Here is a 24,922-nt window from a genome sequence, read left to right as displayed (position 1 = left end):
CAAGGCCAGCAGCCATACAGCAAAGTGACACTTAAAAACCACCATAAGCAAATTTTATCTGTTCAATGCCTTTTTATCGTACAAATGGCTTGCGCCTGCCGCGCTCCATGCTATGCCCATTATATAAGATAAATGCAATGGCGAGATCGTGGCGGGCCAACCCGCACGATGATGCAGGGACAGAATAAAAACACATAAAAATCAATTTATTGAATCAAAATATCACCACATCGGTGCATGGCGACACGCGTCGCCCAGGGCCTTTCCGTGCCCAATGATCAGCTAAAAACAAAGAAAATCCGAGGAGAAGGCGTGTGATCTTGAAGCGTGAATTCCTGTTGGCCGCATCCACCACCGTGCTGGCCCTGGCATCGCCGGGCCTGGCACTGGCGCAAACGGCCCAGCCCGTCAGCCCCGCAGCGGCTGCCCCCACCGCACCCGACAGCCAACCGGCCGCCGCCGACATCATCGTGACCGGCCAGCGCGCCGCCCTGGCCTCGGCGCAGAACATCAAGCGCCTTGCCCCGCAGGTCGTCGACTCGATCGTCGCGCAGGACATCGGCAAGTTCCCCGACAATGCCGTGTCGGACTCGCTGCAGCGCATCACCGGCGTGCAGGTGTTCCGCGATTCCGGCGAAACCAACCGCGTCGTGATCCGCGGCCTGCCCAATGTGGTCACCACGCTCAACGGCCGCGAGATCTTCACCGGTTCGGGGCGCGGTTTCGCCTTTCAGGATCTGCCCGCCGAAGCGGTGTCGGAACTCAATGTCTACAAAACCAGCAGCGCCGATCTGATCGAGGGCGGCATCGCCGGGCTGGTCAACATCAACCTGCACAAGCCCTTTGACTTCAAGGGCTTTTCGCTCGGCCTGACGGCGCGCGGCGAATACAGTGAATATGCCAAGAAGGTGAACCCGATTGTCGGCCTGCTGGTCAGCAACCGCTGGGACACGGATATTGGCGAGATCGGCGTGCTGGTCGATGTCTCCTACCGCAAGCAGTATTACAACCAGCCCGCCAGCTTCTCCGATCCGCGTTACGAGCAGAACATCAGCGGCAACAACTTCCTCGTTTCGAACGCGGTCGGCGGCTTCTACACGCGCGGCCATCGCGAACGCCCGCAGGCGAACTTCGCCCTGCAGTGGAAGCCCTCGCCCAATGTCGAGATCTATGTCGACGGCATGTATGCGCATTACAAGGAACAGCGCGAGATCGACTATTACTTCGGCGTGCCGGGCTCGGCCTCGTCGGTCAGCAATCTGCAGCTTTACTCGCCCTCTCAGGCCGGCGGCTGCGAGAACATTCCCGCCAGCGGCACGGTTGCCGCGCATCAGTCCTGCGAACTGGCCTCGGGCACGTTCAACAACCCTTATGTCGCCACCAGCACGCAGGCCTTCCGTCAAAGCTCGCATGACGCGCAGATCGCCACCGGCGCCAAGGTCACCAGCGGCAATCTGAAGCTGACGACCGATGTGGCCTACACCGACTCGGCGTTCAACGAAAACATCTTCATCATCGACACCTCGCTGCCCAACCAGACCTTCGATCTTGTCAGCAACACCGGCGGCCACATCAACTGGAACCTGCGCGGCAATGACAAGATGAACGCCAATCTGTTCCAGCTTCAGGGCCTGTTCCAGACGGGTGACAGCAATTACGGCAATTCGATCGCCTGGCGCACCGATGCCACCTATGATATCGACCATGGCTTCCTGAAGAAGATCGCGGGCGGCTTCCGCTACGTCAACCGCAATGCGGGCGCGACGGGCGAGACGCAGATCTCCACCCCCTATTCGAAGAATGGCGCGCCGCTGGTTTCGGCCACCAGCGTCTTTGGCCAGAACTTCTTCGAAACGCTGCCCAACCAGTTGGGCTTTGCCGGGATCAGCCCCGCCGTCACGCCCGACATCAACTATCTGTTCAACAATCAGGCGCAGATCCGCTCGGCCTATGGCCTCTCGACGGGTGATGCGGCGCAGGATCCCTCGCGCTTCTATCGCGCCGTGGAGAACAGCTTTGCCGGTTACGTCCAGGCTGGCTACGGCTTCGATATCGGCAACATTGCCTTCGACGGTCAGGCTGGCGTGCGCGTGGTGCAGAACAACCGCACGATCAACGCTTTCGCCACCACGGTGAACCCGGACAACACCACCTCGATCGCTCCGGTCACGGCGCGCAGCACCGATACGGATGTGCTGCCCAACGCCAGCGTCCGCGCTCATTTGACCAACAAGCTGCAGGCGCGCTTCTCCTATGCCAAGACGGCGAGCCGTCCTGACTTCGGCAGCCTCAACCCCTCGCTGACGCTCAATCCGCCGACGCTCAACCGCCTTGGCTTCGGCTCCTCGGGCAATCCGCAGTTGAAGGAAATCAAGTCCGACAACATCGATGCCACTCTGGAATGGTATTTCAACAAGTCGGGCTCGCTGACGGCGGCCTATTTCCACCGCAAGATCGACGGTTACATCCAGACCTATGGCGTGCAAACGACCATCGGCGGCGTGCCCTACACCATCAGCCAGCCGCAGAGCGCGGGCAATGGCACGCTGCAGGGCGTCGAAGTGGGCTATCAGCAGTTCTATGACTTCCTGCCGGGCGCGCTGAGCGGTCTGGGCCTGCAGATGAACTACACCTACATCACCGGCAGCACGCAGGCACCGCTGGTGTTCGGCGGCGCGGCGGTGAACACGCCGCTGGGCAATGTGTCCAAGCATAATGGCAATGCCGTGCTGATGTATGAAAAATACGGCGTCTCGGCCCGCCTTGCCTACAACTATCGCGGCAAGTTCATCGACTCCTTCAACCCCGGCGGTCTGCAGCTCCCCGCCTACAACGTCATCAAGGCGCAGAGCCATCTGGACCTCTCGGTCTCCTATGATGTGAAGAAGTATCTGACGCTGACGGTCGATGCCACCAACCTGACCAAGGCCAAGGCCTATGAATATCTGGGCACGCCGCTGCTGCCGCAGAATGTCCGGCTGGAGGATCGCACCTTCTCGATCGGCGCGCGGATGAAGTTCTGATGCGCTTTGCTCTGACGCTCATCGCCCCCGCGATGATGCTGGGAGGGGTGGCTCACGCCGCCCCTCCTTCGCCGCCCGCCGGGCAGATCCTGTTCCAGCCGGATCACACCACCAATCCGGAGGAAACCGGCGGCTATCCCCGCGTGATCCGCCTCGCCCATGCAGGGGCGGCGAATGGCACGCTGCTGGCCACTTTTGCCCATGCCGGGGTGAAGGGCGAAAAGGGCAGTCTGCCGATCTACCGCTCGACGGACAATGGCAAGAGCTGGTCCCCCCAGCCCATCGGCGTGGTGCGCGACACCGTGCATGGCTGGGATATCGAGGCCCCCGCCCTCTTCGAGCTGCCCGAGGCGCAGGGCGACCTGCCCGCAGGCACGCTGCTGGCGGCAGGCACCGCATGGAACCGCCCCGATTTCCGCCAGCAGGCGATGGAAGTCTTCATCAGCCGCGACGGCGGTGCCAACTGGACCTATCGCAGCAGTTGCGCCTCCGAAGCCCTGCAGGTCAACAATGAGGGCCACGGCATCTGGGAGCCCTTCTTCGCCATCACGGCGGATCACAGCCTCAATTGCTTCTATTCCGACGAACGCCCCTCGGCGGACGGGCTGGCACAGGTCATCGCCCATGTGCGCAGCACCGATGGCGGCGCGACCTGGGGCCCGGAGATCTTCGATGTCGGCATCCGCGATGGCCTCGCCCGTCCCGGCATGCCCACCGTGCTGCGCCTGCCCGACGGGCGCTACGCCATGAGCTTCGAGAACTGTCAGGCCGGGGCGGATGCCGATCATGTCTGCTCGGTCTATCTCAAGACCTCGCCCGATGGGCAGGACTGGACGCCGATTGCCAGCCTCGGCACGCAAATCGCCAGCGCCGATGGCCATCGCCTGCTCCACACGCCGACCATCGCCTGGACGCCCTATGGCGGGCGCAATGGCACGCTTGTTGCGGTGGGCCAGCGCGTCGTTTCGGGCCCTGAGAGCCATGTCACTGTGGAACCGGAATCCGGCCGCGTGCTGATGATCAACACCCAGCTTGGCGCCGGCCCGTGGAAGCAGCTCCCCGCCCCCCTGCTGGTCGACCCGACCGGCAGCTATGCCCCCAAGGCCCCGGCCTGCCCCGGCTACAGCTCACCCTTGCTGGTCTCGGACAATGCCAAAGACCCGACCATTGTGATGCTGGCGGGTACGCTGGCCTCTGGCACCACCTGTGCCGTCCGCGCGGCGCGCGGCACCCTTGGAGAGAAATGATGATACGCCCCCCGTTTCGCACCATCATGGCCACGCTGGCCCTCTCGCTGTCGGCGGCGGCTGTCGCCGCGCCAGCGCCTTTCACCAATCCCCTGCTCCCCTCCGGCCCCGATCCGTGGATCGCGCGTGAGGGGCAGGATTTCTATTTTATGAGCACCGAGGGCAACCGCCTCGTCATCCGCAAGACGCGCAATCCCGGCGAGATGCATGCCGCCACGCCGGTGACGGTCTGGACCCCGCCCGCGCACGGGCCCAATGCCATCTCGGTCTGGGCGCCGGAGCTGCATCGCATTCACGGGCGCTGGTTCATCTATTACACCGCCGCTCAGGACGGCCATGACGATGACGATCATCGCGGCATCTTCGTGCTGGAAAACGACAGCCCCGATCCGACCAAGGGCGCGTGGACCGATCGTGGCCAGTTGAAAACCGCCCATCACGGCATCGACGGCACCGTCTTCGAACATGGCGGGAAGCTCTATTTCGTCTACTCGCCCTATGTCGGGCCCGAGAGCGATCTGGCCATCGCCCCCATGGACAATCCGTGGACCCTGGGCGCGCCCGAGGTGATCATCGCCCGGCCCGATCAGCCCTTCGAACAGCAGGGCGGGCGGCAGATTCTGGAAGGGCCGGAGTTCCTCCAGGGGCCCAAGGGCGATCTGTTCCTCACCTATTCGGCCAGCGCCTGCTGGTCGGACGATTATGCGCTGGGCATGCTGCATGCCGCGCCGGGCAGCAATCCGCTCGACCCCAAGGTGTGGCAGAAGTCGCCGAACTCGGTGTTCCACAAGGATGCCGCCAACAGCGTCTATGCGCCGGGGCATAACGGCTTCTTCACCTCGCCCGACGGGAAGGAGAACTGGATCGTCTATCATGCCAATCCGGCGGCGAATATGAAATGCACCGCGGCGCGCTCGCCGCGCATGCAGCGCTTTACCTTCGATGCCGCCGGGCGCCCGGTCTTTGGCCGCCCCGTTGCCTCCACAACCAAACTCGCCCCGCCGAGCGGCACGCGCTGAAGCAGGAGACCCAGATGACAAAGCCACGCATCATGGCCGCAGCAGTGCTGTCGGCCCTTCTTCTGCCCGGCGCCCTGTCAGCGCGGGAAGTCGGCCCCGGCAACGTCCCGGCAGGCGCGCATGAGGCGCCCTATGTCGACCCGGCCAAGGCCTATCTCTTCGCCCATATGAACCGCGAGCATTACGGCACGCTCTATTATTCAGTCAGCCTCGACGGGCTGCACTGGCGCCAGATCAACCATGGCCAGCCGATCTCCGCCGATTACCACGGCCATGCCTCCATCGCTCAGGGGCCGGACGGGCGCTATTATCTGGTCGGCAACAAGGGTGATGACGATCCGCTGATCCGCTTCTGGGTTTCCGACGATCTGATCAGTTGGAAGCCCTTCGGCACCTATCAGCCCGATCTGAAGAACATCGCGGGCATGCCCCATGCCCTGCAGCGCATCGGCGCGCCCAAGCTGTTCTTTGACAAACCCTCGGGCCAGTTCCTGCTGACGTGGCATACCCCCACCGTCGAGGGCGTTCCGGAAGACCCCGAACGCTATTGGGGAAGCCAGCGCACGCTCTATGTGCAGTCGAAGGATCTGAAAAGCTTCGCCGAAAAGCCCAAACGCCTCTTCCCCTGGGAGATGGCCACGATCGACACCATCCTGCGCCCCAATGATTCCGCGCCGGGCTATTGCGCGATCCTGAAGGACGAGCGCTACCCCTCCTATGCCTGGACCACCGGCAAGACGGTGCGCATCACCTGCGCGCCCACGCTGCTGGGCCCTTATCCGCTGCCCGGCCCCTCGCTCAGCCCCAATTTCCGCGAGGCGCCCACCATCATCCGTGCGCCCAATGGCAAGGACTGGCTGCTGTGGTATGAACAGTATGCCGGGGCCGGCTATGGCCTCTCGATGGCGCCGCGCCTGACGGGGCCGTGGTTCCAGGTGTCCGGCAACAGCAATGTGGCTGAATGGGATCGCTATTCGATGCCCGCCGGGCTGCGCCATGGCTCGATGATCGAGATCAGCCGCAAGGAATATGACAAGATTGTCGCGGCCTTTCCTGAATAAAAGAATGGGGGGCGGATCGCTCCGCCCCCCGGTATTTTCATCAGAAGTGGACGCCCACGCCCGTCATCAGCTGATTGCGCGAGAAGTTGTCCTGATAGCTGGTGTAGCGATACTCAGCCAGAACATAGATGCGCGGAGCAATCGTCTGCTGCACGCCCACGCCGAAGCGCACGCCATCGCCATTGGTGCTGGCGCTGTAGACCGGCAGATTGGCGTTGATGCGGCCATTGGCGTAACCAACCTTGGCGTAGACATGCGTCAGCGGCGACACCGACAGGGTGGCGCGGCCGCCGAAGTAGAAGTCACGACCGGCGCTCAGGGTCGAGTTGCCACCGCGATAGCGGGCGGTCGAACCGGTCAGTTCGGCATCGGCGCCGATGCTCACCAGCGGGGCGATCTGATAGTCGTAACCCACGGCGCCGCCATAGGTGAAGCCGCTCTTGTGGTAGGTGCCCAGACCATACTGGCCCTCGTCGAGCGAGATGCGGTCCCAGCCCACCAGTGCTTCGGCGCGGGGGCCGGTTTCGGCCTGCGCGGGCGCGGCGGCCAGCAGCGAGGCACCCAGAACGGCACCGGCCAGCGCGGCGGGGATCAAGGAATGACGCATAGGTAATCTCCAGAATTGGGGGGAGGCGCCGGTTAGGCAGACACCCCTCCCCGCGCAACAGCGCCTCTGGCATCACGACAAGAATGTAACAAAACTGTTACATTTACACAACATCACCATGCCCCAGATGATGCGCCGCACCATGCCTTGGCCCCGCCCCGCCCTCAAGCCGGTGCGACACTATCTGTCCCGTTCTGGCAACGTACTGTCTGGCGCGGAGTTTCATCGACCATCAATGTGAACACATCGGGCCGCGCATAATGGCCCGAGACATCCAGATCGTAGCGCGCCCGCACGATATCGTCGGTGTCGATCCGCGCCGAAACGATCGCCTCCTCGCCATAGACCGGCCCGGCCAGCACATCGCCCATGGGACCGATGATGACACTGCCGCCACGGATCAGCGGCTGATCGGTCACGGTGGTGGCATAGCTTTCCGGCAGATCGGCGGGCGTCAGATATTGGCAGGCGCCGACCACGAACATCCGCCCCTCATAGGCGATATGGCGCAGCGAGGACTGCCAGATCTCGCGCTCATCGACGGTGGGGGCGCACCAGATCTCCACCCCCTTGGCATACATCGCCTGACGCAGCGCGGGCATGTAATTCTCCCAGCAGATCGCGCCGCCCAGCACACCCATCGGCGTCTGCACCACGCCGAGACCCGCCCCATCGCCCTGCGCCCAGACCAGCCTTTCGGTGGCGGTGGGCATCAGCTTGCGATGATGGTTCACAATCTCGCCCTGCGGGTTGAACGTCAGCGAGGCGCAATAGAGCGTGGCGCCCACCTTCTCGATCACCCCGGTCACCAGCCATGCGCCCATCGCGGCGGCCATGACGCCGATGCGCGCGGTCTCCTCGCCCGGCACCACGATGGCCGAGCGCCAGTAGCGCAGATAATCCTCCCGCCCCTCCGCCGTGCGCGAGCCCAGCCGAGCCCCGAAATCCAGCCCCTTGGGATAGCCCCCGACAAAGGCCTCGGGAAAAACCACCAGATCGAGGCCCTGCCCTGACGCGCGCTGGCACAAAGCCTCCATGCGGTCGAGCGTGGCGGGCGTGTCGAACAGGATCGAACCGGCCTGAATGGCGGCGATATGGAACTGGGGCATGGGATGGTCTCCGCAGGGATACGGTGCCAGCTTGATCGCCAGGCCTTCATCGGGCAAACCGCATTTCATGATGCCCACTATTGGTTTGAACGATATTGCCCGGCTCGACCTGTCGCTGGCTGTCGCCTTTCTGGCGATCTTTCAGGAAGGCAGCGTGTCGCGCGCCGCGCAGCGCCTCTCGCTCAGCCAGTCCGCGCTGAGCGGATCGCTGGCACGCCTGCGCGCCATCACGCAGGACCCGCTGTTCATCCGCCGCAACGGCGGCATGGAGCCCACCCCACGCGCCATCGCCATGGCAGGCGATCTGGAGGGCGTGGGCCTGATCGCGCAGGCCCTGCGCCCGCAGCCCGCCTTCGACCCCGCCACCAGCAGCGCCCGCTTCGCCATCGGCATGTCCGACGATTTCGAGCTGGCCATGGGCCCGGCCATCATGCGCCGCGTGATGGCGCAGGCCCCCGGCGTCACCATTGCCTTCCGCCAGACCAACCGCCACCTTGTCGAGCAGGCCTTCACCGCAGGCGAAATCGACCTCGCGGTGGTCGCCGATCCCCCCGCGCGCTCATGGCTGGCCGCGCAGGAGTTGGGCCGCTCTGCCTATGCCTGCCTCTACGATCCGCAGGTGATCGAGGGGCCGCTGACGCTGGAGATGTTCCTCGCCCTACCCCACGTGCTGGTCGCCTTCAGCGCGCACCAGGGCGCGGTGGACCAGGCCCTGCGCCGCATCGGCCACCAGCGCCGCGCGGTGACGGCCCTGACGCATTTCTCGGCGCTGCCCGGTTTTCTGCGCGGCACACGGGCGATTTCGACGATCCCGACCCATGCGGCGCGGGCTTTGGCTCGGGATCACGGGCTGGTGTGCAACCCGGTGCCGGTGGAGATGGGGGATTATGGCGTCTCGCTGCTGTGGAAGCGGGAGGCGGGACATGAGTGGATCAGGGGTGTGGTTGAAGACGCGTTCAAGGGGTAAAAAGAAGATGCGAGGGGGTTACCCCCTCGCGCTCCCGTGACGTCTTCCGACGAACCGGCAGAGTAGACCGCAGCTTCACGCCACGGTTCACCGTCGGAGGCAATTAATCCCTGCGGGGCGGAGAGGTCGGGCGCCACGCCGCAACCAAACACCCCCTGGCGCCGGGAGACGTAACCGGGGGTGCAGGGGGCGCGGGCGTCCCCTGCTTTATTCTTTCTGCCTGCTTCCCTGATCCGCCCACCAAACCACCAGCCACCCGCAGACCATCGCGGCGAAAGGCATCACCGGATAGTGGAACCGTGACTGCCCGGAAAACACCACGGCAATCGCGCTGACATAAGCGGCGATGCCATAGGGCAGCATCCACCAGTCGATCAGGCGCGCCTTTTCCCGCAGCCGGCGGCGCAGTTCCACGAAGGCAAATGCCACCATGCCCAGCAGCAGCGCGGTGTAGAAACATTCCGTCATGGCCAGAGGCACATAGAAGGCATTGTTGGGATAGAGTGCGATCAGCAGCAGCGCGATCCGCCCGGCCAGCACGCTATGCCCGATGCGCCGCGCCAGATCCTGCATCACCCAGGCCGACACGGCATTGCACAGCAGGTTGAACAGCGCCACCACCAGCGTCGAAACGCCAAAGATGCGGAACAGCACCGTCATCGTCAGCGGCCAGCCGGGCGGCCAATAGGCGGTGGGGCCGCCATGGTCGCGATAGCCCAGCCCCTCGGACATTTCGCGCGCACGGTCGAAATACCATGCCGCGTCGGAGGACGGGATCACCGTGCTGAAAGCCAGCAGCAAGCGCGGCGCCAGCCAGATCAGCCACAACAGCACCAGGCTCCCGCGCGCCGTGCCAAACCATGCGATAAACCGCGTCAAGGAATGCCCCTTCCCCTTTGGTGATCGCCGCTGCCTAGCCGACAAAGTTTAAGATATGGCGCAAAGCCTTACGCAGGCAGTCTCAGAAAGAAATCATCCACCCGCGCATCGCATTTGCGGGCGAACCATGCGCCACTCTGGCGGATGGCGCCTTCGTCCTGCGCGCGCAGCAGCTTGGGGTGGGAGGCGTTGCCGCTCCAGTCGATGTAGCGGCGCGCCGGTTCGATGCGATCAGCAAAATTCCGGGCGAAGACGGAAGGCGCGACATGCTCGTCGGCGCATTGCGTGAAGCGCAGCCGCCCCTCGCCCATCAGCCGGTCATACTCCGCCAGCAGCACGCGGGCCGCATCCTGAGGCACCGAATACCACGAACTGCCCTTCATCCAGGGCTGCCCTTCATAGGTCGAGCGCTTCAGCCCCAGCTTCTTGCCCCAGCGGGTCAGTGCCCAGCTTGCCCGCACCTGAGCCCGCGCGATGTTCTCATTCAGCCGCAGCACATCGGTGAGATTGATCTTGGGATGCTCGAACCACCAGTCATCCATGCGGTTCAACTGCAACTCGCCCCACAGATCGGTGAAAACCGGGCGGCGCTCGCCATAGGCGGCGATATCGCGCGCGATCTGCGGCAGGGGGCAGGCAGGCCAGTCGGCGCCGCTGATCAGATGGACATAATCGAAAGGCTCGGCCAGCGCCGCGCGCAGCAGAGGGCGCTGGCAATCGACCTGACTGTAATGGCCCCACAGCACCTTCAGCGGCTGCTCGATCAGGGTCAGCCGCCCGCTGGGATGGCTGGCAAAGCGTTCGCGCTGATGGCGCCACAAGGTGCTGCGCGCATCGAGATGCAGCACCACCCGGTCCGCGCTGCCGGGGGGCAGCAGGCGGTCGATCAGTGCGGCCAGTTGCTCTGGCATGGCATGGGCCATCACGGCATAGACATTGATCATGCCGCGCGCACCATGCGGTTCATCACCGGGCCCACCACCGGCACGCGCGCGAAAATCCCGGCGAACTCCCTGAGGATGGGGTGGCGCACCAGCACCAGCGCGCCCAGCCACAGCACCCCGCCCAGCGCCACCGCGCCCAGCAGCACCGGCATGGCGATCTGCGAGGGCCCCTGCCAGAACAGATAGGTCGCGCTCAGCGGCGCCAGAGCGGCCAGCGTCGCGACAAAGCTGCGGGCATAGACCTTCGCCATCTCGCCCCAGTCGAACTGGGTGATATCATGCAGGAAACGCGCATAGAGCAGCACATAACCGGCTGCATAGGCCATGCGCGAGATCGCCGCCCCCTGCACGCCCCAGCGCGCGCCCGCCGCCAGCAGCGCCAGCGACATCACCGTGTCCACCACGCAAACGACCATCAGCTTGTTCATCCGCCCCATCAGGATCGGCAGATCGGTGTTGAGCGGGAAGAGGATGAACAGCAATTCGCTCAGCGCGATCCATTGCAGCAGCGGCACGACGCCATTCCACGCCGGGCCATAGAGCAGATGCACCACAGGCTCCGCCGCCAGCGCAAGGCCCGCCATGCCCGGCCAGATGATCGCGCTGTATCCGCCGCAGACGCGCAGATAGGCGGGCCCAAGCGGCTCGCCCCGATCGCGGATGCGGGCAAAGGCGGGGAAGAACACGCTGCCGATGGCGCCCGCGATCAGCATGCGGAACTGGTCCGAAAGGCTGACCGCACGGCTGTAGAGCCCCACCGCCGTCAGGCTGAGCAGCTTGCCGACGATCAGATCGGGCGAGCGCGTGCCCAGCGCGCCGGTCAGATACAGCAGGCTGGAGCGCGAGCCGAAAGCCAGCACCGGCTTCACCCCGTCGACGCGCAGCGGCCATGGCGGCGCGCGGCGCAGGCTCTGCGCGATGAGGCCTCGGGCGATGGCCGAGCCCACCGTGCCCCAGGCCAGCGCCAGCGAGGAATAGCCCGCCCATGCCAGCGACACCGCCACCGCCGCCTGCACCGCCGCCCCGCCGACATTGACCGCGAAATGGCTGTGAAACTGCATCGAGCGCGCCATCAGCGCCATCGGCACCACGGCCAGCGGCAGAAAGAGATAGCTGCTGGAGATGATCAGCAGGATCTTGGTCAGCGCCGGTTGATGATAGATCTGCGCCAGCGGCCATGCCGTCAAGGCGATCACCGAGGCGACCACCAGCGAGAAGAGAAAGGCCACGCTGCTGCAGCGGGCGATTTCCTCGCGGCTGAGCGTGGGCTGCGCCGAAAGATAGCGCGACAGGCCGAAATCCTGCAAAATCGAGACCAGCAGCGCGGCGGCCAGACCGACCGAGAACAGCCCCACCTCGGCGGGCGAGAGGAAGAAGCGGGAGATCACCACCGAACTGACGAACTGGATGGCAAAGGACATATATTGCCCCACCATCGCCCAGGCGGCGGCGCCGCGCACGCTCATGGCGGCGGGTTCGCGACCACCTTCGGTTTTGGCTTCGGGCTCCGGCGTGGGTGCGGTGTCGCTCACGCGCGGCATCCAAGGGGCTGTGATGTAAGGCAGATCATCGGTGAAGGCGGTCCCGCTTGCATGCCCGGCTTATGCCGCAAGGTTTCGCAAAGGACCATAGACACAGGGCGTAAACAAATGCTTGGGGCAGGCGTTTGCGCAGGCCTGCCCCAGGCGCAGGATCAATGCGCCACTTGCGCGATCACCGCCTTGCCTTGACGGATCGCCTCGTCGGCCTTGATCTTTCCAGCCTGAATATCCTGCGCCAGATCCATCAGCCTTTCGGCGCCTGCCGAGCCGGTGTCGGCCACTTCGGCCACGGTCACACCCTTGTTGCGGGCGATGGTCTCATCCCATGCCGAGCGGATCGCGGCCCAGTAATCCCTGGTGGCGCTCCAATAGGCATCGGCGGCATTCACCGCATAATTGCTGTCGCGCTGATAGGTGTTGAGCACAGATTCCTGCACATAGGGCACTTCCTTGCCATTCGCATCGGGCCCCATCTTGATGTTGTCCTGCCAGTGGATCCACCCCGTCGGCGTGGGCGAATGGCGGTTGATGCCGAGGTAACGGTCATAGGGCGGATGGCGCGTGGCATCGCGGCGGGCGAGCGGACGCCAGGTCCAACTGCTGCGCCAGCGACGCACGCCACCCTCATCGGTCCACTGGCCCCAGCCGCCATAGCGCGGGGAATCGTCGGTCTGCCACACCGTCTGCGACCAGCGTCCGGCGCGGAATTTCTCCGGCACCGGCTCCAGCTTCCAACTACCCTTGCCGGCATAGGTGAGGACGCTTTCGGGCTCATAGGTCCAGTCCTGCCGCCAGTGCTTGATGACCATTGTCTTGCCGCCCTTGTCCTTCGGCATCGTAACAACCAGCAGATGCTGAAGCACGATATGGCGGCCCGTGTCCTCGACCACGCGGACGCTTTCATGGCCGCCGCTCAGCGCTGCCGGGATGGGCGTGTAATCGGCGCGCCAGCTTGTCGTCTCGCGCATGTCGAAGGTGACCTTGTAGTCGCCTGCCATATTGAGAATATCCGCCCGGTCGGCCTTGAAGGAGGCGTCCTGCTCGGCGGCGCTGCGCGGGGCGACCGGCGCGTCGGCCAGAACAGGCGTCGCGAAGAGCAGCATGGTGGAGGCCAGCAAGGGCCGGATCAAGGTTTTCATGATGATACGTCCTTCAAAACTGGAAACTGGCGGTGACTTTGGCGTTGCGCCCCGGCTGGGTGTAATAGGCCTTGGCCATGGTCGAGCTGTCGGGGATATTCAGCGCATCGTAATAGGTCTTGTTCAGCAGGTTGAAGACGCCCGCCTGTATCTTCACGCCATGCAGGAAAGCAGGCTCCCACCAGCCCGACAGGTCGAGCAGCGCATAGGGCGGCGCCTTGTTGAGGTCCGAGGTCGGCGTCGCCACGCGGCGGCGCGGCCCGGCGATGGTGCTGGTCAGATCCGCGCCATAGCTGCCCGCGCTATAGCCCACGCCCAGCACCGCCTTGAAGGGCGGGGTCGAGTTGAGCCAGCCTGGCATCGACGTATCCTGCGCATGGACATAGGCCAGCGAGCCCCATGCCCGCCAGTGATCGTCCAGCGCATATTGCGCGCTCGCTTCGATGCCATAGATCCGCACACGGGTGCGGTTCACATACTGGAACACGCCGAGCGGATAGTTCCCGCTGATCCCCGCTGCTGCTGCCGTGGTGGTGATGGTGTCGATGAAGTTGTGATAGATGTTGTCGTAATAGCTCAGCTTGAAACCGCGCTTGGCCGTGCCGCTCTTCACGCCCAGCTCGTAACCCTTGCTGGTTTCCGGCTTCAGGCTGGGTGTGCCGATGTTGGCATAGCTGCCCGAGCCGCCATAGAGCAGGTAAAGCTCGGTGGCGGAAGGCGCGCGGAAGGCCTGAGCATATTGGCCATAGAGCGTCATGCCGGGCACCACATCGGCCTCCACCAGCACCTTGGGCGACCAGCGGCTGCCATGCGAGCCCGTCAGCGGGCCGGTGTAGGCATCATTGGCCTGAAAACCGGGGGTGTTGATCGGAGTGCGGCGGAAATAGTCATAGCGGATGGCAGGCGTGATCCTCACGCGGTTGTCGGCCAGCGCGATGCGGTCCTGCAGCGTGATGCCCAGATCGGTGCCATGCACATTGGGCATATCGGCCTGATTGGTATGGTAAAAGGCGCAGGCGAAGATGGCGGGCGTGCAATTGTCGATGCCGACCGTATATTCCTTGGTCCGCGTGCCATAGAGTTCGCCCGAGAGGGTGAAGGTGTTGAGCAGACCACCCGCGCGCAGCCCATAGCTTATGTTGCCCGTACCACCGAACTGATCTGAGGTCAGGGTGCTGATACGATTGTAGGTGCCCGCAGGCGTGGTCGCGCGGTTGGCATAGGTCGCCAGCCCCAGAATGGTGCGCTGCCAGTAACCGATCAGATGCGCCTGAGTAACGCCGGTCTCCCCCTGCCCGGCATAGTCATAGCTGGCCGAGACACGGCGACGGCGGTTCTGCGTCTCGGTAAGGTAGGAGGTGTAGGTGGAGGACAGGCTGGTCAGTGTGTTCTCGGTGTAGTCGCGGTTGAAGATTTCGCCCGCCAGACCGATGCGATGGCCATTGCCCAGATTCTGGTACAGCTTCACCAGCAGGCTCTTCTGATCGTAATCGGCGGGGTTCTTTTGGGTGCGGGCGGTTCCGGTGCCGCCGATCTCGCCCTTGTTGCGGGTTTCGTGGCCCACACGCAGGCCGCCCTGCACCAGCAATTCGGTGTTGTTGTGCCGGAAGGCCAGCGCCTGATTGACATAGGTGCTGTGGCTCAGGCTGTCATAGGTGGCCTTGGACAGGCCGCCGAAATTCTTGCCGTCCTTCAGCAGATCGGCGGGGTCGAGCGTGCGAAGCGCCACCACGCCGCCCATCGCACCCGTGCCGAAAAAGCTGGAGTCGCCTGACTTCACGATGTCAATCGCCGATAGCCCGTTGAAATCATAGGATGATACCCCGCCCTGCGCATTCCACACACCATCGGTCAACCAGGGCTGGCGAATGCCATCGACGGTGGTGAGCAGGCGGTTGGCATCCAGACCGCGCATGGCGATGCTGTCATTGCTGGACCGCACATTGACCGAGGCATCGATGCGGCGCGCCACATCGGAGAGGTCGTCGGCCATCACCCGGCGCAGGGTTCCGGCGTCGATGGTGGTGGTCAGCACGCGGGGCTTGCCCTGTTCACTGCGGTCGGCCTCATCACCCAGAGCGGTGCTGGTCACCGTGACCGAGCCCAGATTGGCAGCGTGCTCATCCTGAGACGCGGGGGCCGTCTGGGCGCTGGCAAGCTGCGACAGCGTCAGGCCGACAAGCAGGGCGGCAGAAGAGACAGCAGGCCGAAGAGGCGGACGGGATGACATGTGCGATCCTTTTCAAGAGCATGGCCCGCATGGACGGGCCCTGCGGTTGGCATGGCTTTGTGAGCCGGACGATGCCCCCCGCACCCCGGCCTTGCCGCTCCATCCATTTATTGCTCTTGCGAGTCAATTGCATTTATAGTGATTTTGCACAGCAGGCCCACCTGAGCGCCGCAAGTCCCCCATCACGGATCACCAAAAGAACCGCGCTCGAAACATGTTGAATGCAAAAAAAGGCGCAGAGCCAGCCCTTTTGAGGCCAGCCCTGCGCCGGATCACATCACACCTGCTCTGCTCAGGGCTTGGCGGGTTCCGCGTCGATCTGCGCGCCCAGCGGATCGCGCCCGGCCTTCGCCTTGCCGTCTGCCGCAAAGTCCATCAGCACATCCTGCGCCTTGGCATAGCGCGGCCAGGCGGGCAGACCCGCAGCATCGGGGCGGCCCGTCCTGGCGAAATTCACCAGATAGGCACTGATCGCCTTGCCCATCCCATTGTCGCGCGGCGTGGTCGCGGCGCCATATTTGATCGCCTGCGTGTCGAAGAAGAAGGGAATGTCGGTGGCATGCCCTGCCCCCGGCTTGCCGATGGAATCCGCCACATAGGAGAAGCGATACTCCCACACCGGCACGCCCTGCCCCGCCAGCGTGCCCGCGATCTGACGCGCGCCGCTGACCATATAGCCGGTCGGCCCGCCAATATCGGCACTGGTCGCGCCGATCAGCACCGGCACCTTGGCATAGCGGCCCGCCGCAAAGGCAGCGGCCGGCTCCACCGCCACCGTGCCATCGGCAAAGGGGCTGGCAAAGGTGCGTGGCGCGGGGCCGAACAGCGCCATCATGTTCAGCCCGTCGGTCACGGTGTCCGCCGAAAGGGCCCGCAGCTTTTCCAGCGCCTGCGGATCATCGGGCGACACGCCCTTGGACTGGCCGAAATCGGCGCCGATCTTCTCCACGCTCTGCAGGGTGGAGGCGGTCAAATTCTTGCCATTGCCGCCCGACATCACCACCGCGCGCTGAAACAGCCCCTGCGCCAGCGGGGAGGTCAGCAGCATGTTCACCGACATGCCGCCCGCGCTCTCACCCAGCAGCGTGATGTTGGCCGGGTCGCCGCCGAAACGCGCGATGTTGCGCTTCACCCATTCCAGCGCGGCGATCTGGTCCATCGTGCCGTAATTGCCCAGCTTGCCGCCATCCTCATGCGCCCTGGTCAGCGCGGGATGCGCAAAGGTGCCAAAGCGCCCGACGCGGTAATTGAAGCTGAAGAACAGCACGCCCTTCTTCGCCAGCTCCGCGCCCGAATAGGTCGGCGGCGAGGCGCCACCATTCACAAAGCCGCCGCCATAGATCCACACCATCACCGGCAGCTTGCCGCCCGCTTTGGCCGGGCGCCAGACATTGGCGTAAAGGCAATCCTCGGCCGGCGGCGTGCCCAAGGGCGCGGCATCGCTGGGGAACGGCACCTGCATGCAGTCATGGCCATAGGCGGTGGCATCGCGCTCGCCCTGCCAGGCGGCGGCGGGCTGAGGCGCGCGCCAGCGCAAGGCCCCGACCGGCGGCGCGGCGAAGGGAATGCCCTTCCAACTGGCCACCCCATCCTCGATGCTGCCCTTGAGCGCGCCGGTCTCGACGGTGACGCTGACCGGCGTGTCCTGAGCGCTTGCCGACAGGGGCACGGAGGTCAGAATGAGGCTGGACAGAATGAGGCTCAGGCGCATGGATGTTCTCTCCCCTATCGGTATCGTTGATAGCGATCCTATCGAGGGCTTGGCAGCGCCGCAAGCGCCTGCGATTCATACCTATTCAGGCAGATTCTTAAGGAAATTATCGATCTGGTCGACCACCGTCGGCAGCCATGGCTCGAACAGCCAGACATCGTGCGGAGCCTTTTCGAAAGCATACCAGCGCACAGGGATATGGCTGGCCTGCAGCGTGGCGATCACCTGATCCTTGCCCGCCGTGAAATGGGCATTGCCGCTGCTGATGATCAGCGTGGGCGGCGATGTCGGCCCGACATAGGTGGCGGCGGAGGCCTCCTTCCAGCGGGCGGGCACCTGCTCATAGGCGCCGCCCAGCCATTTGGCCGCCGAGGATGCGGCGCCACTGGCGTTCTCGAACTGCAAGGCCTGAGGCGTGGTGAAATCGAGCACGCCGTCAATGTCGATCAGCGCATTGGCGCGGCGATCGTCATCAGGCTTCGAGCGAAACAGGCCAGCAGCTTGGGAATAAGCCACCAGAGAGGCCATTTGCCCGCCCGAGGACGCGCCCCCCAGCGCGATCCTGCCGGGCGAGAGGCCAAACTCGGCGGCATGGCTTTTCACCCAGACCATGGCGTCGTTCACATCGATCAGCCCAGCGGGAAAAGGCGCCTCGGGCGAGAGGCGGTATTCGGGCAGAAACACCGTATAGCCGCGCTGCGCAAGACGATCCGCCAGAACATAGAAATGCGCCTTGCTGCCTGAGCGCCACGCTCCGCCATGCACCAGCACCAGCCCCTGATGCCGGGCGTGATCGGGCGCGGGGCGAAAGATATCGAGATGCAAGGCGCGGTCGGGCAGGGTTTTATAGGCACGATCAAACAGCATGGTCTCGCCGGGGACAGGCGCCACCGCTGGCCAGGCGATGCCGGGGTAGAGGCTGCGATAGCGCTCGAAACGGCTGGCGATGGTGTAGCTGTCGTCCACCGTCCTTGCCATCAGGGGGCAGGCAAGGAGCAGGCCGATCAAAGCCGCACAGCGCAACACAGTCTTCATGGCTCTCCTCCCCTTTGATCTTGCTCTGCTACCGGCGCGGCGGCCATGGCTTCAAGCCGTTCCGCGCATGCGGTCCATGCTGATTGCGCAAGGATCGAAAGCAAAACGGACTTGGACTTGAGCGACGGCGCGCCGATGATCTGCGCCATAACAATCACAATCATCGGAGCGAGGATCATGGCATTGCATAGGATGCGTTACGCCCTGCTGGGCGCGGTCTGTCTGGGTGTGGCCGGGATTGCCGCCGCGCAGGAAAAGGCCCCCATCGCCTATCCCTCGCAAGCCAGCTTCCCGCATGAAAACCGCGAGGCCGTCGCCCGCCATCTGGCCGAGGGGCGCAAAATCGCCGGTTCCGATCTGGAGGCCGATTTCAACTGGCGCTGCCTGATCAGCCCGCTCGACAAGAAGATCGTCGCGGGCGTGCAGCATGACGGGCTGGTGCCCGCCACGAAGGTTTTCGACAATCTCTATTCCATTGGCCAGAATGCGGTGTCCGCCTGGGCGATTGACACCAGCGACGGGATCATCGTGATCGATGCGCTCAACAGCCCGGAAGAGGCGCGCGATATTCTGGTGCCCAACATGCGTGCACTGGGGCTGGACCCGGCGCGCATCAAATATGTGCTGCTGACCCACGGCCATGGCGACCATTGGGGCGGCGCGAAATATCTGCAGGACACCTTCGGGGCGAAAGTCGCCCTCTCCGAAACCGACTGGGGCATGATCGAGAGCCCCGGTCGCGGCGGCGGGCCCTTCGCCAATCTGGTGCCGCCGCGCCGCGATCTGGTGCTCAAGGATGGCGATGTGGTGACGCTCGGCAAGACCAGCGTGAAGATCTATGTCACGCCGGGGCACACGCCGGGCGCGCTCTCGATGATTTTCCCTGTATTCGATCATGGTCAGCGGCACCTTGCCGGGCTGATGGGCGGCACGGGCGGCGGGCAGGATTCGGTTTCGGCGCATAAGCAGATCGTGTCGCTGGCGCGCTGGCAGCAGATCACCAGGGCGGCGGGGGTCGATGTGCTGGTCACCAACCATCCGGTGCATATGGCTGCCACCGAGAAGGAAGCGCTAATCCGTTACGGCGCGCCCGGCCCCAATCCCTTCATCTACGGTGTCGATAAATATCAACGCTATATGGGGGTGATGAGCGCCTGCTCGCGCGTGCAACTCGCGCGGTTGGGCGAAACCGGTGACTGATCCCGATCTTCGCGCCATCCATGCCGCTTTGGCATGGATGGCGTCTCCATACGGCTTGGAATGACACCGGTTTCCGCGCTAGTCTCTGCCCAAAGCCGCCCAAGCGGAACCTTTTGGGGAGAGATCACCATGCCGATGCCACGCAGGCAATTCCTGACGCAATCCACCTCGCTGGCGACAGCCCTGTCGGCCACGCTGATGGCCGCGCCCCGCGCCATGGCTGCACCGGTGGCACCCGCCGCCGCGCCAAAACTCGCCATCACCACCCCGATGGCCCCGCCCGAATGGGCCCTGCTGCAGCGCGCCGTGCTCTCCGCCCATACCGACGCCTGCGAGGCCTTCTTCCGCCGCTATTACGACGCCAACGGCTTCCTGCTCGCCCGCGAGCGCTGGGGCGGCGACGATGGCCCGGACGATGCCATCGAGAACGTCAACGACTGGCCCCAGCTCTATGCTCTGGGCGCCGATGAGCGCATCCGTACCATGTATGAACATGCCTATGAAGGCCATGTCCGCCAATACACGCTGGCGAAAACGACGCAGGTGCCCTTCGCCCGCGAAGGCATGTATTTCCGCGAATTTCCCGTGATGATGGACTGGCAGCACAATGGCGAAGGCCTGACCGTCTTCAACAACATGGGCCTCGGCAATCCCTATTCGCAGGCCTATCGCAACCGCGTGCGCCGCTTTGCCGGTTTCTACACCGGGGAAGACCCCAGCGCCCCCAATTACGACAAGCAGCACAAGATCATCAAATCGATGTTCAACGGCAGCCGTGGCCCGCTGATGCGCAAGGCCAACGCTCTGGACTGGGCGGGCGATCCGGTGGAGCTGGCGGGCGTCGACCAGAACGCCCTGCTCCATGGCGAGCATGATTACGACCAGATGCTGGCCCACTTCAAGGACTACACCGACACCACCGGCGACACGCCGCTCAACCTTGAATCGACCAGCCTCGCCTTCAACGCCTATATGCTGGCGGGCGAGGAAAAATACCGCAGCTGGATGCTGGAATATGTCGACGCATGGGTCGAGCGCGCCCGCGCCAACAACGACATCATCCCCACCAACATCGGCTATGACGGCAAGATCGGCGGCGAGGCGGGCGGCAAATGGTATGGCGGCGTCTATGGCTGGGCCTTCAGCCCCGTGGTGCCCCAGACCGGCCAGCGGCAGGATCGCAACCGCATCGGCTTCACCCTTTCGGCCTTTATGAACGCCTATGTCATCAGCGGCGGCAACGACAAATATCTCGACGTCTGGCGCAAGATGACCGACCGCATCAACGCTCAGGCCAAGACGGTGAACGGCAAGCTGTCCGCCCCGCGCATGTATGGCGACAATGGCTGGTACTCCTTCCAGCCGGGCAAATGGCTGCTGGGTGCGCAGGATATCTATTACCTCACCATGAAGCCCGCCGACCGCGCGCGCATGCCCGATCACCCCTGGATCAGCTACCTTGAGGGCAAGAACCCCTCCTACCCCGTGCAGGCCCTGCGCCTTGCGCTGGAGCGTATCCGCAACGCCCATGCCGCGCTGCTGTCGGACCAGTCCACGCCGGATACGCGCTTTGCCGATACGGTGATGGACCAGAACCCGGCCAACATCGCCGCGCTGGTCGAGCTGATGCAGGGCGGGATCTATGTCGGTCGGCCGGGCTGGTCGCGCTATTCGCCCAATGTCGGTGGGGCCTTCCAGTTCGTGCGTCTGCGCTACTTCGATCCGCTGAACCGCCGTCCCGGCCTGCCAGAGGGCGTGAGCGCTCTGGTCGAGGGCATCACGGCGGATGAAACGGTGGTCACGCTGGTCAACACCAACCAGAGCGCCAACCGCAGCGTCATCCTGCAAGGCGGCGCCTATGGCGAGCACCAGATCCTGAGCGCAAGCACCGATGGCAAAGCGGTTCCGGTCAATGGCCGCATCGTCGAGGTGCAGCTTGCTCCGGGCGCCGGGGCCAAGCTGGTGCTGAAGATGCAGCGCTTCGCCAACCCGCCCCGGCTGGATTTCCCCTGGGCCGCCCCTATCATGGACAGCACCGAAGGCATGCGCACCATGAGCGCGGAAGAGCGCGACGCCATGTTGTGATGGAGGTAGGGATTTAGGGAAAGGGGCGTCCTTTGGGGCGCCTCTTTTTTAGGAGAAGTGTGCCTCCGGCGGGCAAAGGGCCATCGCCCTTTGCAATCCCTTTATTGTCTGCCTTATGCTTGATGGGCAAAGTTCAATGCAGTACGCAATGTGTCAGCTATTGAAGGCTGCTTCGCAGCGGTGGAATGGTGAAAAGTTGGGGGGAGCGGACATTAACTCAAGTGAGATTGATCTGTTCTAGGGCACGTAAACGAAGTGAACCTTGTACTCGAAACTGTCACCTTTCTCGAACACGTTCACGTGCAGAACCAAGTCACTCTGGCCTTCTTCGACTGAGAACAGGTCCACCAGCACCTTCCAGTATTCATACTGCCACTGGCAAACTGACGTCTTCCAGCTGTCGTCCGGCAGCGCCGCCAATGTGCAGCCGTAAGCACTGATATTTCGTGCTATCCCAACTGAGGTATCCTCGTCCAATGGCTCGACACATTCAAGGTCGCGCAGATTGAAGTTCCCGGTTTTGAACGCGTCAACAATCTCGCGAAGTTTGGGCCTCCATGCGGACGGAACAGGATGCTCCTGAACTTCATCCTTCAGAATAGGCAATGTCACGCTCACGAAGCGAAGCTCCTCGACGGGTTTTTGGACGCATGAAAGCAGACAGGTGACACCGTTTCGGATTGGCAGCAATGTTGTCGGCACCGGAAAGGCGGATTTTTCCCGCAAGTTAGGGTTTGCGGACATGCGGCGTGACCACTGGACGAAGAGGTCTAGTGGAAAGCGGATCTATGGGGTGGTTTGAACCCAAATGACAGGAACGCTGTATTTGGCGGCCCATTGATCCGCCGCTGCCAAGGCATCGGCAAGCGCACCGTCATTTTCCGGCAACGAGCAATAGCCGACCCATTCACCGCTCGGCTTCCAAGTCGCACCGGTCCCGAAGAACCGGCCATCTTCCGTTGCCTCCACGATGAGCCACGGTTCGTCGTCCCCGCGATCCGGCATATGCTCGCCGGGTGATAGATAGATGATCTCTGCCATAGGTACTATTATGCCGCGACTGTAGAATGTCGGCCAGGTTGTCGGTCCGGGAAGGCCGCTTTTCCCACGGGAATGCCGATAGCTGACCTCCGCTACAAATCTGATCTACGGGCAGCTTTCAGCGCATCCGCCCGGCGGGGCCAATGGCGGCAAGGTTGGAGAAAGCTGCCGTCGCAGATGACGTGGAATTCTTAAGCAATTCCGAGAGTCTCTGGAAGGTCTGACACAAATTCGACGCGGTCAGGATAAGACCCAACCAAGGATCGGATACCCTGCGTGAGTTCGGCGCGAGTTTCCGGTGTCGCCATCTGTAAATTGGCTGCCAAATCTTCCAATGCCGATACCGCAGCGTCAGGGTCGATGATCCGATCGTCCGAAAATTCCAAGAAAATCGCGATGTCGATTAGCGCCTTCATCACCTGCGGATCGAACATATGCAAACTCCTGCTCATGAGCCGTCACAAGGCGCTGGCAGAGGATTTCAATGACGGCAACGTTGTCGTATCCGGAAAGACTGCTTCCGGTTTGAAAATCGGCTTAACGGTCGTCGATGGCCCACGCGCAACCACCAAAGCGCCGCAAGCAAAACCTCATCGCAACACAGCAAACCGCACCCAACGCCGAACCTGTTGCGCAAGGCAGACAGTAACGGGAGCGCGAGGGTGTAACACCCTCGCACCTTCCCTTCCTTCTTAACCTTCGGCTTCCCCGATCCGCTCGATCTTGCCCACCAGCAGCAGGAAGCACAGCGCGGCGGCCAGAGCACACCCCGCCACCACCAACAGCACCAGATTGAAGGAATGCGTCTCTTTCAAAATATAGCCGATCACGATGGGCGTCAGGATCGAGGAGATGTTCCCGAACATGTTGAAGATGCCCGCCGACAGCCCCGCGCTGTCACGCGGAGCAACGTCGGCCATCACCGCCCAGCCCATCGCGCCCACGCCCTTGCCGAAGAAGGCCAGGCTCATGAACAGCAGCACCATCGTATCGCTGGTGGCATAGTTGCAGGCCACGATGATCAGCGCCATCAGCATGCCCGAGACGATCGGCACCTTGCGCGCCACGGTCAGCGAGACGCCCCGGCGCAGCAGCCAGTCCGACCAGATGCCGCCCAGCACGCCCCCGGCAAAGCCGCAGATCGCGGGCAGCGTGGCGAAGATGCCCGCCTTCATCACGGAAAGCCCCCGCTCCTGCACGAGATAAACCGGGAACCAGGTGATGAAGAAAAAGGTCAGCGCGTTCACGAAAAACTGGCCCAGATACATGCCCCACAGCGTCGGCGTGCAGAGCAGCACGCGCATCTTGCGGCGGGTTTCATTCTGGTCCTCGCGCGGCTTGTCGGCGGGGGGATCGACCAGCGCTCCACCCTCGACGATCAGCGCCATTTCGGCCTCGCCAAGTCGCGGGTGATCGCGGGGCGCGCGCACCACCGAAGGCCAGATTCCGGCGGCGAGCAGGCCAAAGCCACCCATCGCCACAAAAACCCAGGGCCAGCCAAAATCGGCGACGATCCAGCCCATCAGCGGCGCGAAGAGCACCGTGGCGAAATATTGCGCGGCGTTGAAGATGGCGCTGGCCGTGCCGCGTTCGCGCGCGGGGAACCAGCTCGCCACGATGCGGGCGTTGCCGGGGAAGGACGGCCCTTCGGCAAAGCCCACCAGAAAGCGCAGGGCAAACAGCACCGTCACCGCCGTCGCGCCGCTCATCCAGACCACCGCGCCATGCGCGGCGGTGATCAGCGACCAGATGACGATGGCCCAGAAATAGACCCTCGGCGCTCCGAAACGATCGAGCAGCCAGCCGCCGGGAAGCTGCGCCACCACATAGGCCCAGCCGAAAGCGGAGAAGATCCAGCCCAGTTGCAGGGCGTCGATCCCCAGCTCCCTGGACAAAGAAGGCGCTGCCAGAGACAGCGCCGCCCTCACCGCGTAATTGATGACCGTGACGGCAAACAGCATCGCCAGAACCGTCCAGCGTACCTTGCCTATCTGCTGTTTCGTCAAAGCCACCCAAACACCTCTTATCGTTTTGACCCATCATGCAGAGGCAAGCGAGGCAGGGAAAGGGCCTTTCCCTGCCTC

General features: G+C 63.6%; 21 protein-coding genes. 7 read left to right on the top strand and 14 right to left on the bottom strand.

Annotation, left to right across the window (positions count from 1 at the left end; translation table 11 throughout):
• Window positions 1-320: 320 nt before the first annotated feature.
• The 4 genes from ABDW49_RS07425 to ABDW49_RS07410 are packed head-to-tail and all read left to right on the top strand — an operon-like array spanning window position 321 to window position 6,350.
• Window positions 321-3,023, top strand: coding sequence for a TonB-dependent receptor (locus ABDW49_RS07425; RefSeq protein WP_343610841.1), 2,703 nt, complete (start codon window positions 321-323; stop codon window positions 3,021-3,023).
• The gene (locus ABDW49_RS07420; protein WP_343610839.1) at window positions 3,023-4,270 is read left to right on the top strand and encodes a sialidase family protein; all 1,248 of its coding nucleotides are present in this window, start codon (window positions 3,023-3,025) and stop codon (window positions 4,268-4,270) included. Before ABDW49_RS07425 ends, ABDW49_RS07420 begins: the two co-directional genes overlap by 1 nt.
• A gap of 26 nt (window positions 4,271-4,296) precedes the next feature.
• Complete coding sequence (locus ABDW49_RS07415) at window positions 4,297-5,289, top strand: glycoside hydrolase family 43 protein (RefSeq protein WP_343614201.1); 993 nt, start codon at window positions 4,297-4,299, stop codon at window positions 5,287-5,289.
• 14 nt (window positions 5,290-5,303) lie between these two features.
• Window positions 5,304-6,350, top strand: a complete 1,047-nt coding sequence (locus ABDW49_RS07410) for a glycosyl hydrolase family 43 (RefSeq protein WP_343610838.1) — start codon at window positions 5,304-5,306, stop codon at window positions 6,348-6,350.
• 40 nt (window positions 6,351-6,390) lie between these two features.
• Here the strand turns inward: ABDW49_RS07410 and ABDW49_RS07405 are convergent, their stop codons facing one another.
• Complete coding sequence (locus ABDW49_RS07405) at window positions 6,391-6,957, bottom strand: porin family protein (RefSeq protein ID WP_343610836.1); 567 nt, start codon at window positions 6,955-6,957, stop codon at window positions 6,391-6,393.
• A gap of 164 nt (window positions 6,958-7,121) precedes the next feature.
• Complete coding sequence (locus ABDW49_RS07400; RefSeq protein ID WP_343610834.1) at window positions 7,122-8,123, bottom strand: carbon-nitrogen hydrolase family protein; 1,002 nt, start codon at window positions 8,121-8,123, stop codon at window positions 7,122-7,124.
• Window positions 8,124-8,133: 10 nt separating this feature from the next.
• Between ABDW49_RS07400 and ABDW49_RS07395 the strand changes: the two genes are divergently transcribed.
• A complete protein-coding gene (locus ABDW49_RS07395) occupies window positions 8,134-9,033 on the top strand; it encodes a LysR family transcriptional regulator (protein ID WP_343610832.1) in 900 nt (299 codons plus the stop codon).
• Window positions 9,034-9,240: 207 nt separating this feature from the next.
• Here ABDW49_RS07395 and ABDW49_RS07390 read toward each other — a convergent pair whose 3' ends face one another.
• From ABDW49_RS07390 to ABDW49_RS07355, 8 genes are all read right to left on the bottom strand, one after another.
• Window positions 9,241-9,912, bottom strand: coding sequence for a hypothetical protein (locus ABDW49_RS07390; protein ID WP_343610831.1), 672 nt, complete (start codon window positions 9,910-9,912; stop codon window positions 9,241-9,243).
• Between the two features lie 68 nt (window positions 9,913-9,980).
• Window positions 9,981-10,856 (bottom strand): glycosyl transferase, encoded by an 876-nt coding sequence (locus ABDW49_RS07385; protein ID WP_343610829.1) that lies wholly within the window; start codon window positions 10,854-10,856, stop codon window positions 9,981-9,983.
• The gene (locus ABDW49_RS07380; protein WP_343610827.1) at window positions 10,853-12,388 is read right to left on the bottom strand and encodes an oligosaccharide flippase family protein; all 1,536 of its coding nucleotides are present in this window, start codon (window positions 12,386-12,388) and stop codon (window positions 10,853-10,855) included. Before ABDW49_RS07380 ends, ABDW49_RS07385 begins: the two co-directional genes overlap by 4 nt.
• 161 nt (window positions 12,389-12,549) lie before the next feature.
• Window positions 12,550-13,536: a DUF6607 family protein gene (locus ABDW49_RS07375; protein ID WP_343610825.1), complete on the bottom strand. Its 987-nt coding sequence runs from the start codon at window positions 13,534-13,536 to the stop codon at window positions 12,550-12,552.
• A 13-nt stretch (window positions 13,537-13,549) separates the two neighbouring features.
• Entirely contained in the window at window positions 13,550-15,766 is a 2,217-nt protein-coding gene (locus ABDW49_RS07370) for a TonB-dependent hemoglobin/transferrin/lactoferrin family receptor (protein ID WP_343610823.1), read from the bottom strand.
• Window positions 15,767-16,058: 292 nt separating this feature from the next.
• Window positions 16,059-17,477, bottom strand: a complete 1,419-nt coding sequence (locus tag ABDW49_RS07365; protein ID WP_343610822.1) for a carboxylesterase family protein — start codon at window positions 17,475-17,477, stop codon at window positions 16,059-16,061.
• A gap of 81 nt (window positions 17,478-17,558) precedes the next feature.
• Window positions 17,559-18,512: an alpha/beta hydrolase gene (locus ABDW49_RS07360; RefSeq protein ID WP_343610821.1), complete on the bottom strand. Its 954-nt coding sequence runs from the start codon at window positions 18,510-18,512 to the stop codon at window positions 17,559-17,561.
• The gene (locus ABDW49_RS07355) at window positions 18,509-18,691 is read right to left on the bottom strand and encodes a hypothetical protein (protein ID WP_343610820.1); all 183 of its coding nucleotides are present in this window, start codon (window positions 18,689-18,691) and stop codon (window positions 18,509-18,511) included. The genes ABDW49_RS07360 and ABDW49_RS07355 overlap by 4 nt, the downstream gene beginning before the upstream one ends.
• Here ABDW49_RS07355 and ABDW49_RS07350 point away from each other — a divergent pair.
• Window positions 18,690-19,712: an MBL fold metallo-hydrolase gene (locus ABDW49_RS07350; protein ID WP_343610819.1), complete on the top strand. Its 1,023-nt coding sequence runs from the start codon at window positions 18,690-18,692 to the stop codon at window positions 19,710-19,712. The two genes, ABDW49_RS07355 and ABDW49_RS07350, sit on opposite strands and share 2 nt — an antisense overlap.
• 129 nt (window positions 19,713-19,841) lie before the next feature.
• Complete coding sequence (locus tag ABDW49_RS07345) at window positions 19,842-21,797, top strand: hypothetical protein (protein ID WP_343610818.1); 1,956 nt, start codon at window positions 19,842-19,844, stop codon at window positions 21,795-21,797.
• Between the two features lie 237 nt (window positions 21,798-22,034).
• Here ABDW49_RS07345 and ABDW49_RS07340 read toward each other — a convergent pair whose 3' ends face one another.
• The 4 genes from ABDW49_RS07340 to ABDW49_RS07325 form a co-directional block, all read right to left on the bottom strand.
• On the bottom strand, window positions 22,035-22,415 hold the full coding sequence (locus ABDW49_RS07340; RefSeq protein ID WP_343610816.1) for a hypothetical protein: 381 nt from the start codon (window positions 22,413-22,415) through the stop codon (window positions 22,035-22,037).
• 168 nt (window positions 22,416-22,583) lie between these two features.
• Entirely contained in the window at window positions 22,584-22,838 is a 255-nt protein-coding gene (locus ABDW49_RS07335; protein WP_343610814.1) for a hypothetical protein, read from the bottom strand.
• 191 nt (window positions 22,839-23,029) lie between these two features.
• The gene (locus tag ABDW49_RS07330) at window positions 23,030-23,272 is read right to left on the bottom strand and encodes a hypothetical protein (RefSeq protein WP_343610810.1); all 243 of its coding nucleotides are present in this window, start codon (window positions 23,270-23,272) and stop codon (window positions 23,030-23,032) included.
• A 258-nt stretch (window positions 23,273-23,530) separates the two neighbouring features.
• The gene (locus ABDW49_RS07325) at window positions 23,531-24,850 is read right to left on the bottom strand and encodes an MFS transporter (protein WP_343610808.1); all 1,320 of its coding nucleotides are present in this window, start codon (window positions 24,848-24,850) and stop codon (window positions 23,531-23,533) included.
• Between the last annotated feature and the right edge of the window lie 72 nt (window positions 24,851-24,922).

The organism is Novosphingobium sp. (assembly GCF_039595395.1).
Lineage (GTDB): Bacteria > Pseudomonadota > Alphaproteobacteria > Sphingomonadales > Sphingomonadaceae > Novosphingobium.
This window is presented reverse-complemented; position numbering and strand designations above follow the sequence as displayed.

Bases quoted from the DNA above. Each gene is read 5' to 3' on its own strand.
- ABDW49_RS07420 (WP_343610839.1), top strand. From the start codon at position 3,023: ATGCGCTTTGCTCTGACGCTCATCGCCCCCGCGATGATGCTGGGAGGG.
- ABDW49_RS07415 (WP_343614201.1), top strand. From the start codon at position 4,297: ATGGCCACGCTGGCCCTCTCGCTGTCGGCGGCGGCTGTCGCCGCGCCA.
- ABDW49_RS07410 (WP_343610838.1), top strand. From the start codon at position 5,304: ATGACAAAGCCACGCATCATGGCCGCAGCAGTGCTGTCGGCCCTTCTT.
- ABDW49_RS07405 (WP_343610836.1), bottom strand. From the start codon at position 6,957: ATGCGTCATTCCTTGATCCCCGCCGCGCTGGCCGGTGCCGTTCTGGGT.
- ABDW49_RS07395 (WP_343610832.1), top strand. From the start codon at position 8,134: ATGATGCCCACTATTGGTTTGAACGATATTGCCCGGCTCGACCTGTCG.
- ABDW49_RS07385 (WP_343610829.1), bottom strand. From the start codon at position 10,856: ATGATCAATGTCTATGCCGTGATGGCCCATGCCATGCCAGAGCAACTG.
- ABDW49_RS07375 (WP_343610825.1), bottom strand. From the start codon at position 13,536: ATGAAAACCTTGATCCGGCCCTTGCTGGCCTCCACCATGCTGCTCTTC.
- ABDW49_RS07370 (WP_343610823.1), bottom strand. From the start codon at position 15,766: ATGTCATCCCGTCCGCCTCTTCGGCCTGCTGTCTCTTCTGCCGCCCTG.
- ABDW49_RS07365 (WP_343610822.1), bottom strand. From the start codon at position 17,477: ATGCGCCTGAGCCTCATTCTGTCCAGCCTCATTCTGACCTCCGTGCCC.
- ABDW49_RS07360 (WP_343610821.1), bottom strand. From the start codon at position 18,512: ATGAAGACTGTGTTGCGCTGTGCGGCTTTGATCGGCCTGCTCCTTGCC.
- ABDW49_RS07350 (WP_343610819.1), top strand. From the start codon at position 18,690: ATGGCATTGCATAGGATGCGTTACGCCCTGCTGGGCGCGGTCTGTCTG.
- ABDW49_RS07355 (WP_343610820.1), bottom strand. From the start codon at position 18,691: ATGATCCTCGCTCCGATGATTGTGATTGTTATGGCGCAGATCATCGGC.
- ABDW49_RS07345 (WP_343610818.1), top strand. From the start codon at position 19,842: ATGCCGATGCCACGCAGGCAATTCCTGACGCAATCCACCTCGCTGGCG.
- ABDW49_RS07335 (WP_343610814.1), bottom strand. From the start codon at position 22,838: ATGGCAGAGATCATCTATCTATCACCCGGCGAGCATATGCCGGATCGC.
- ABDW49_RS07330 (WP_343610810.1), bottom strand. From the start codon at position 23,272: ATGTTCGATCCGCAGGTGATGAAGGCGCTAATCGACATCGCGATTTTC.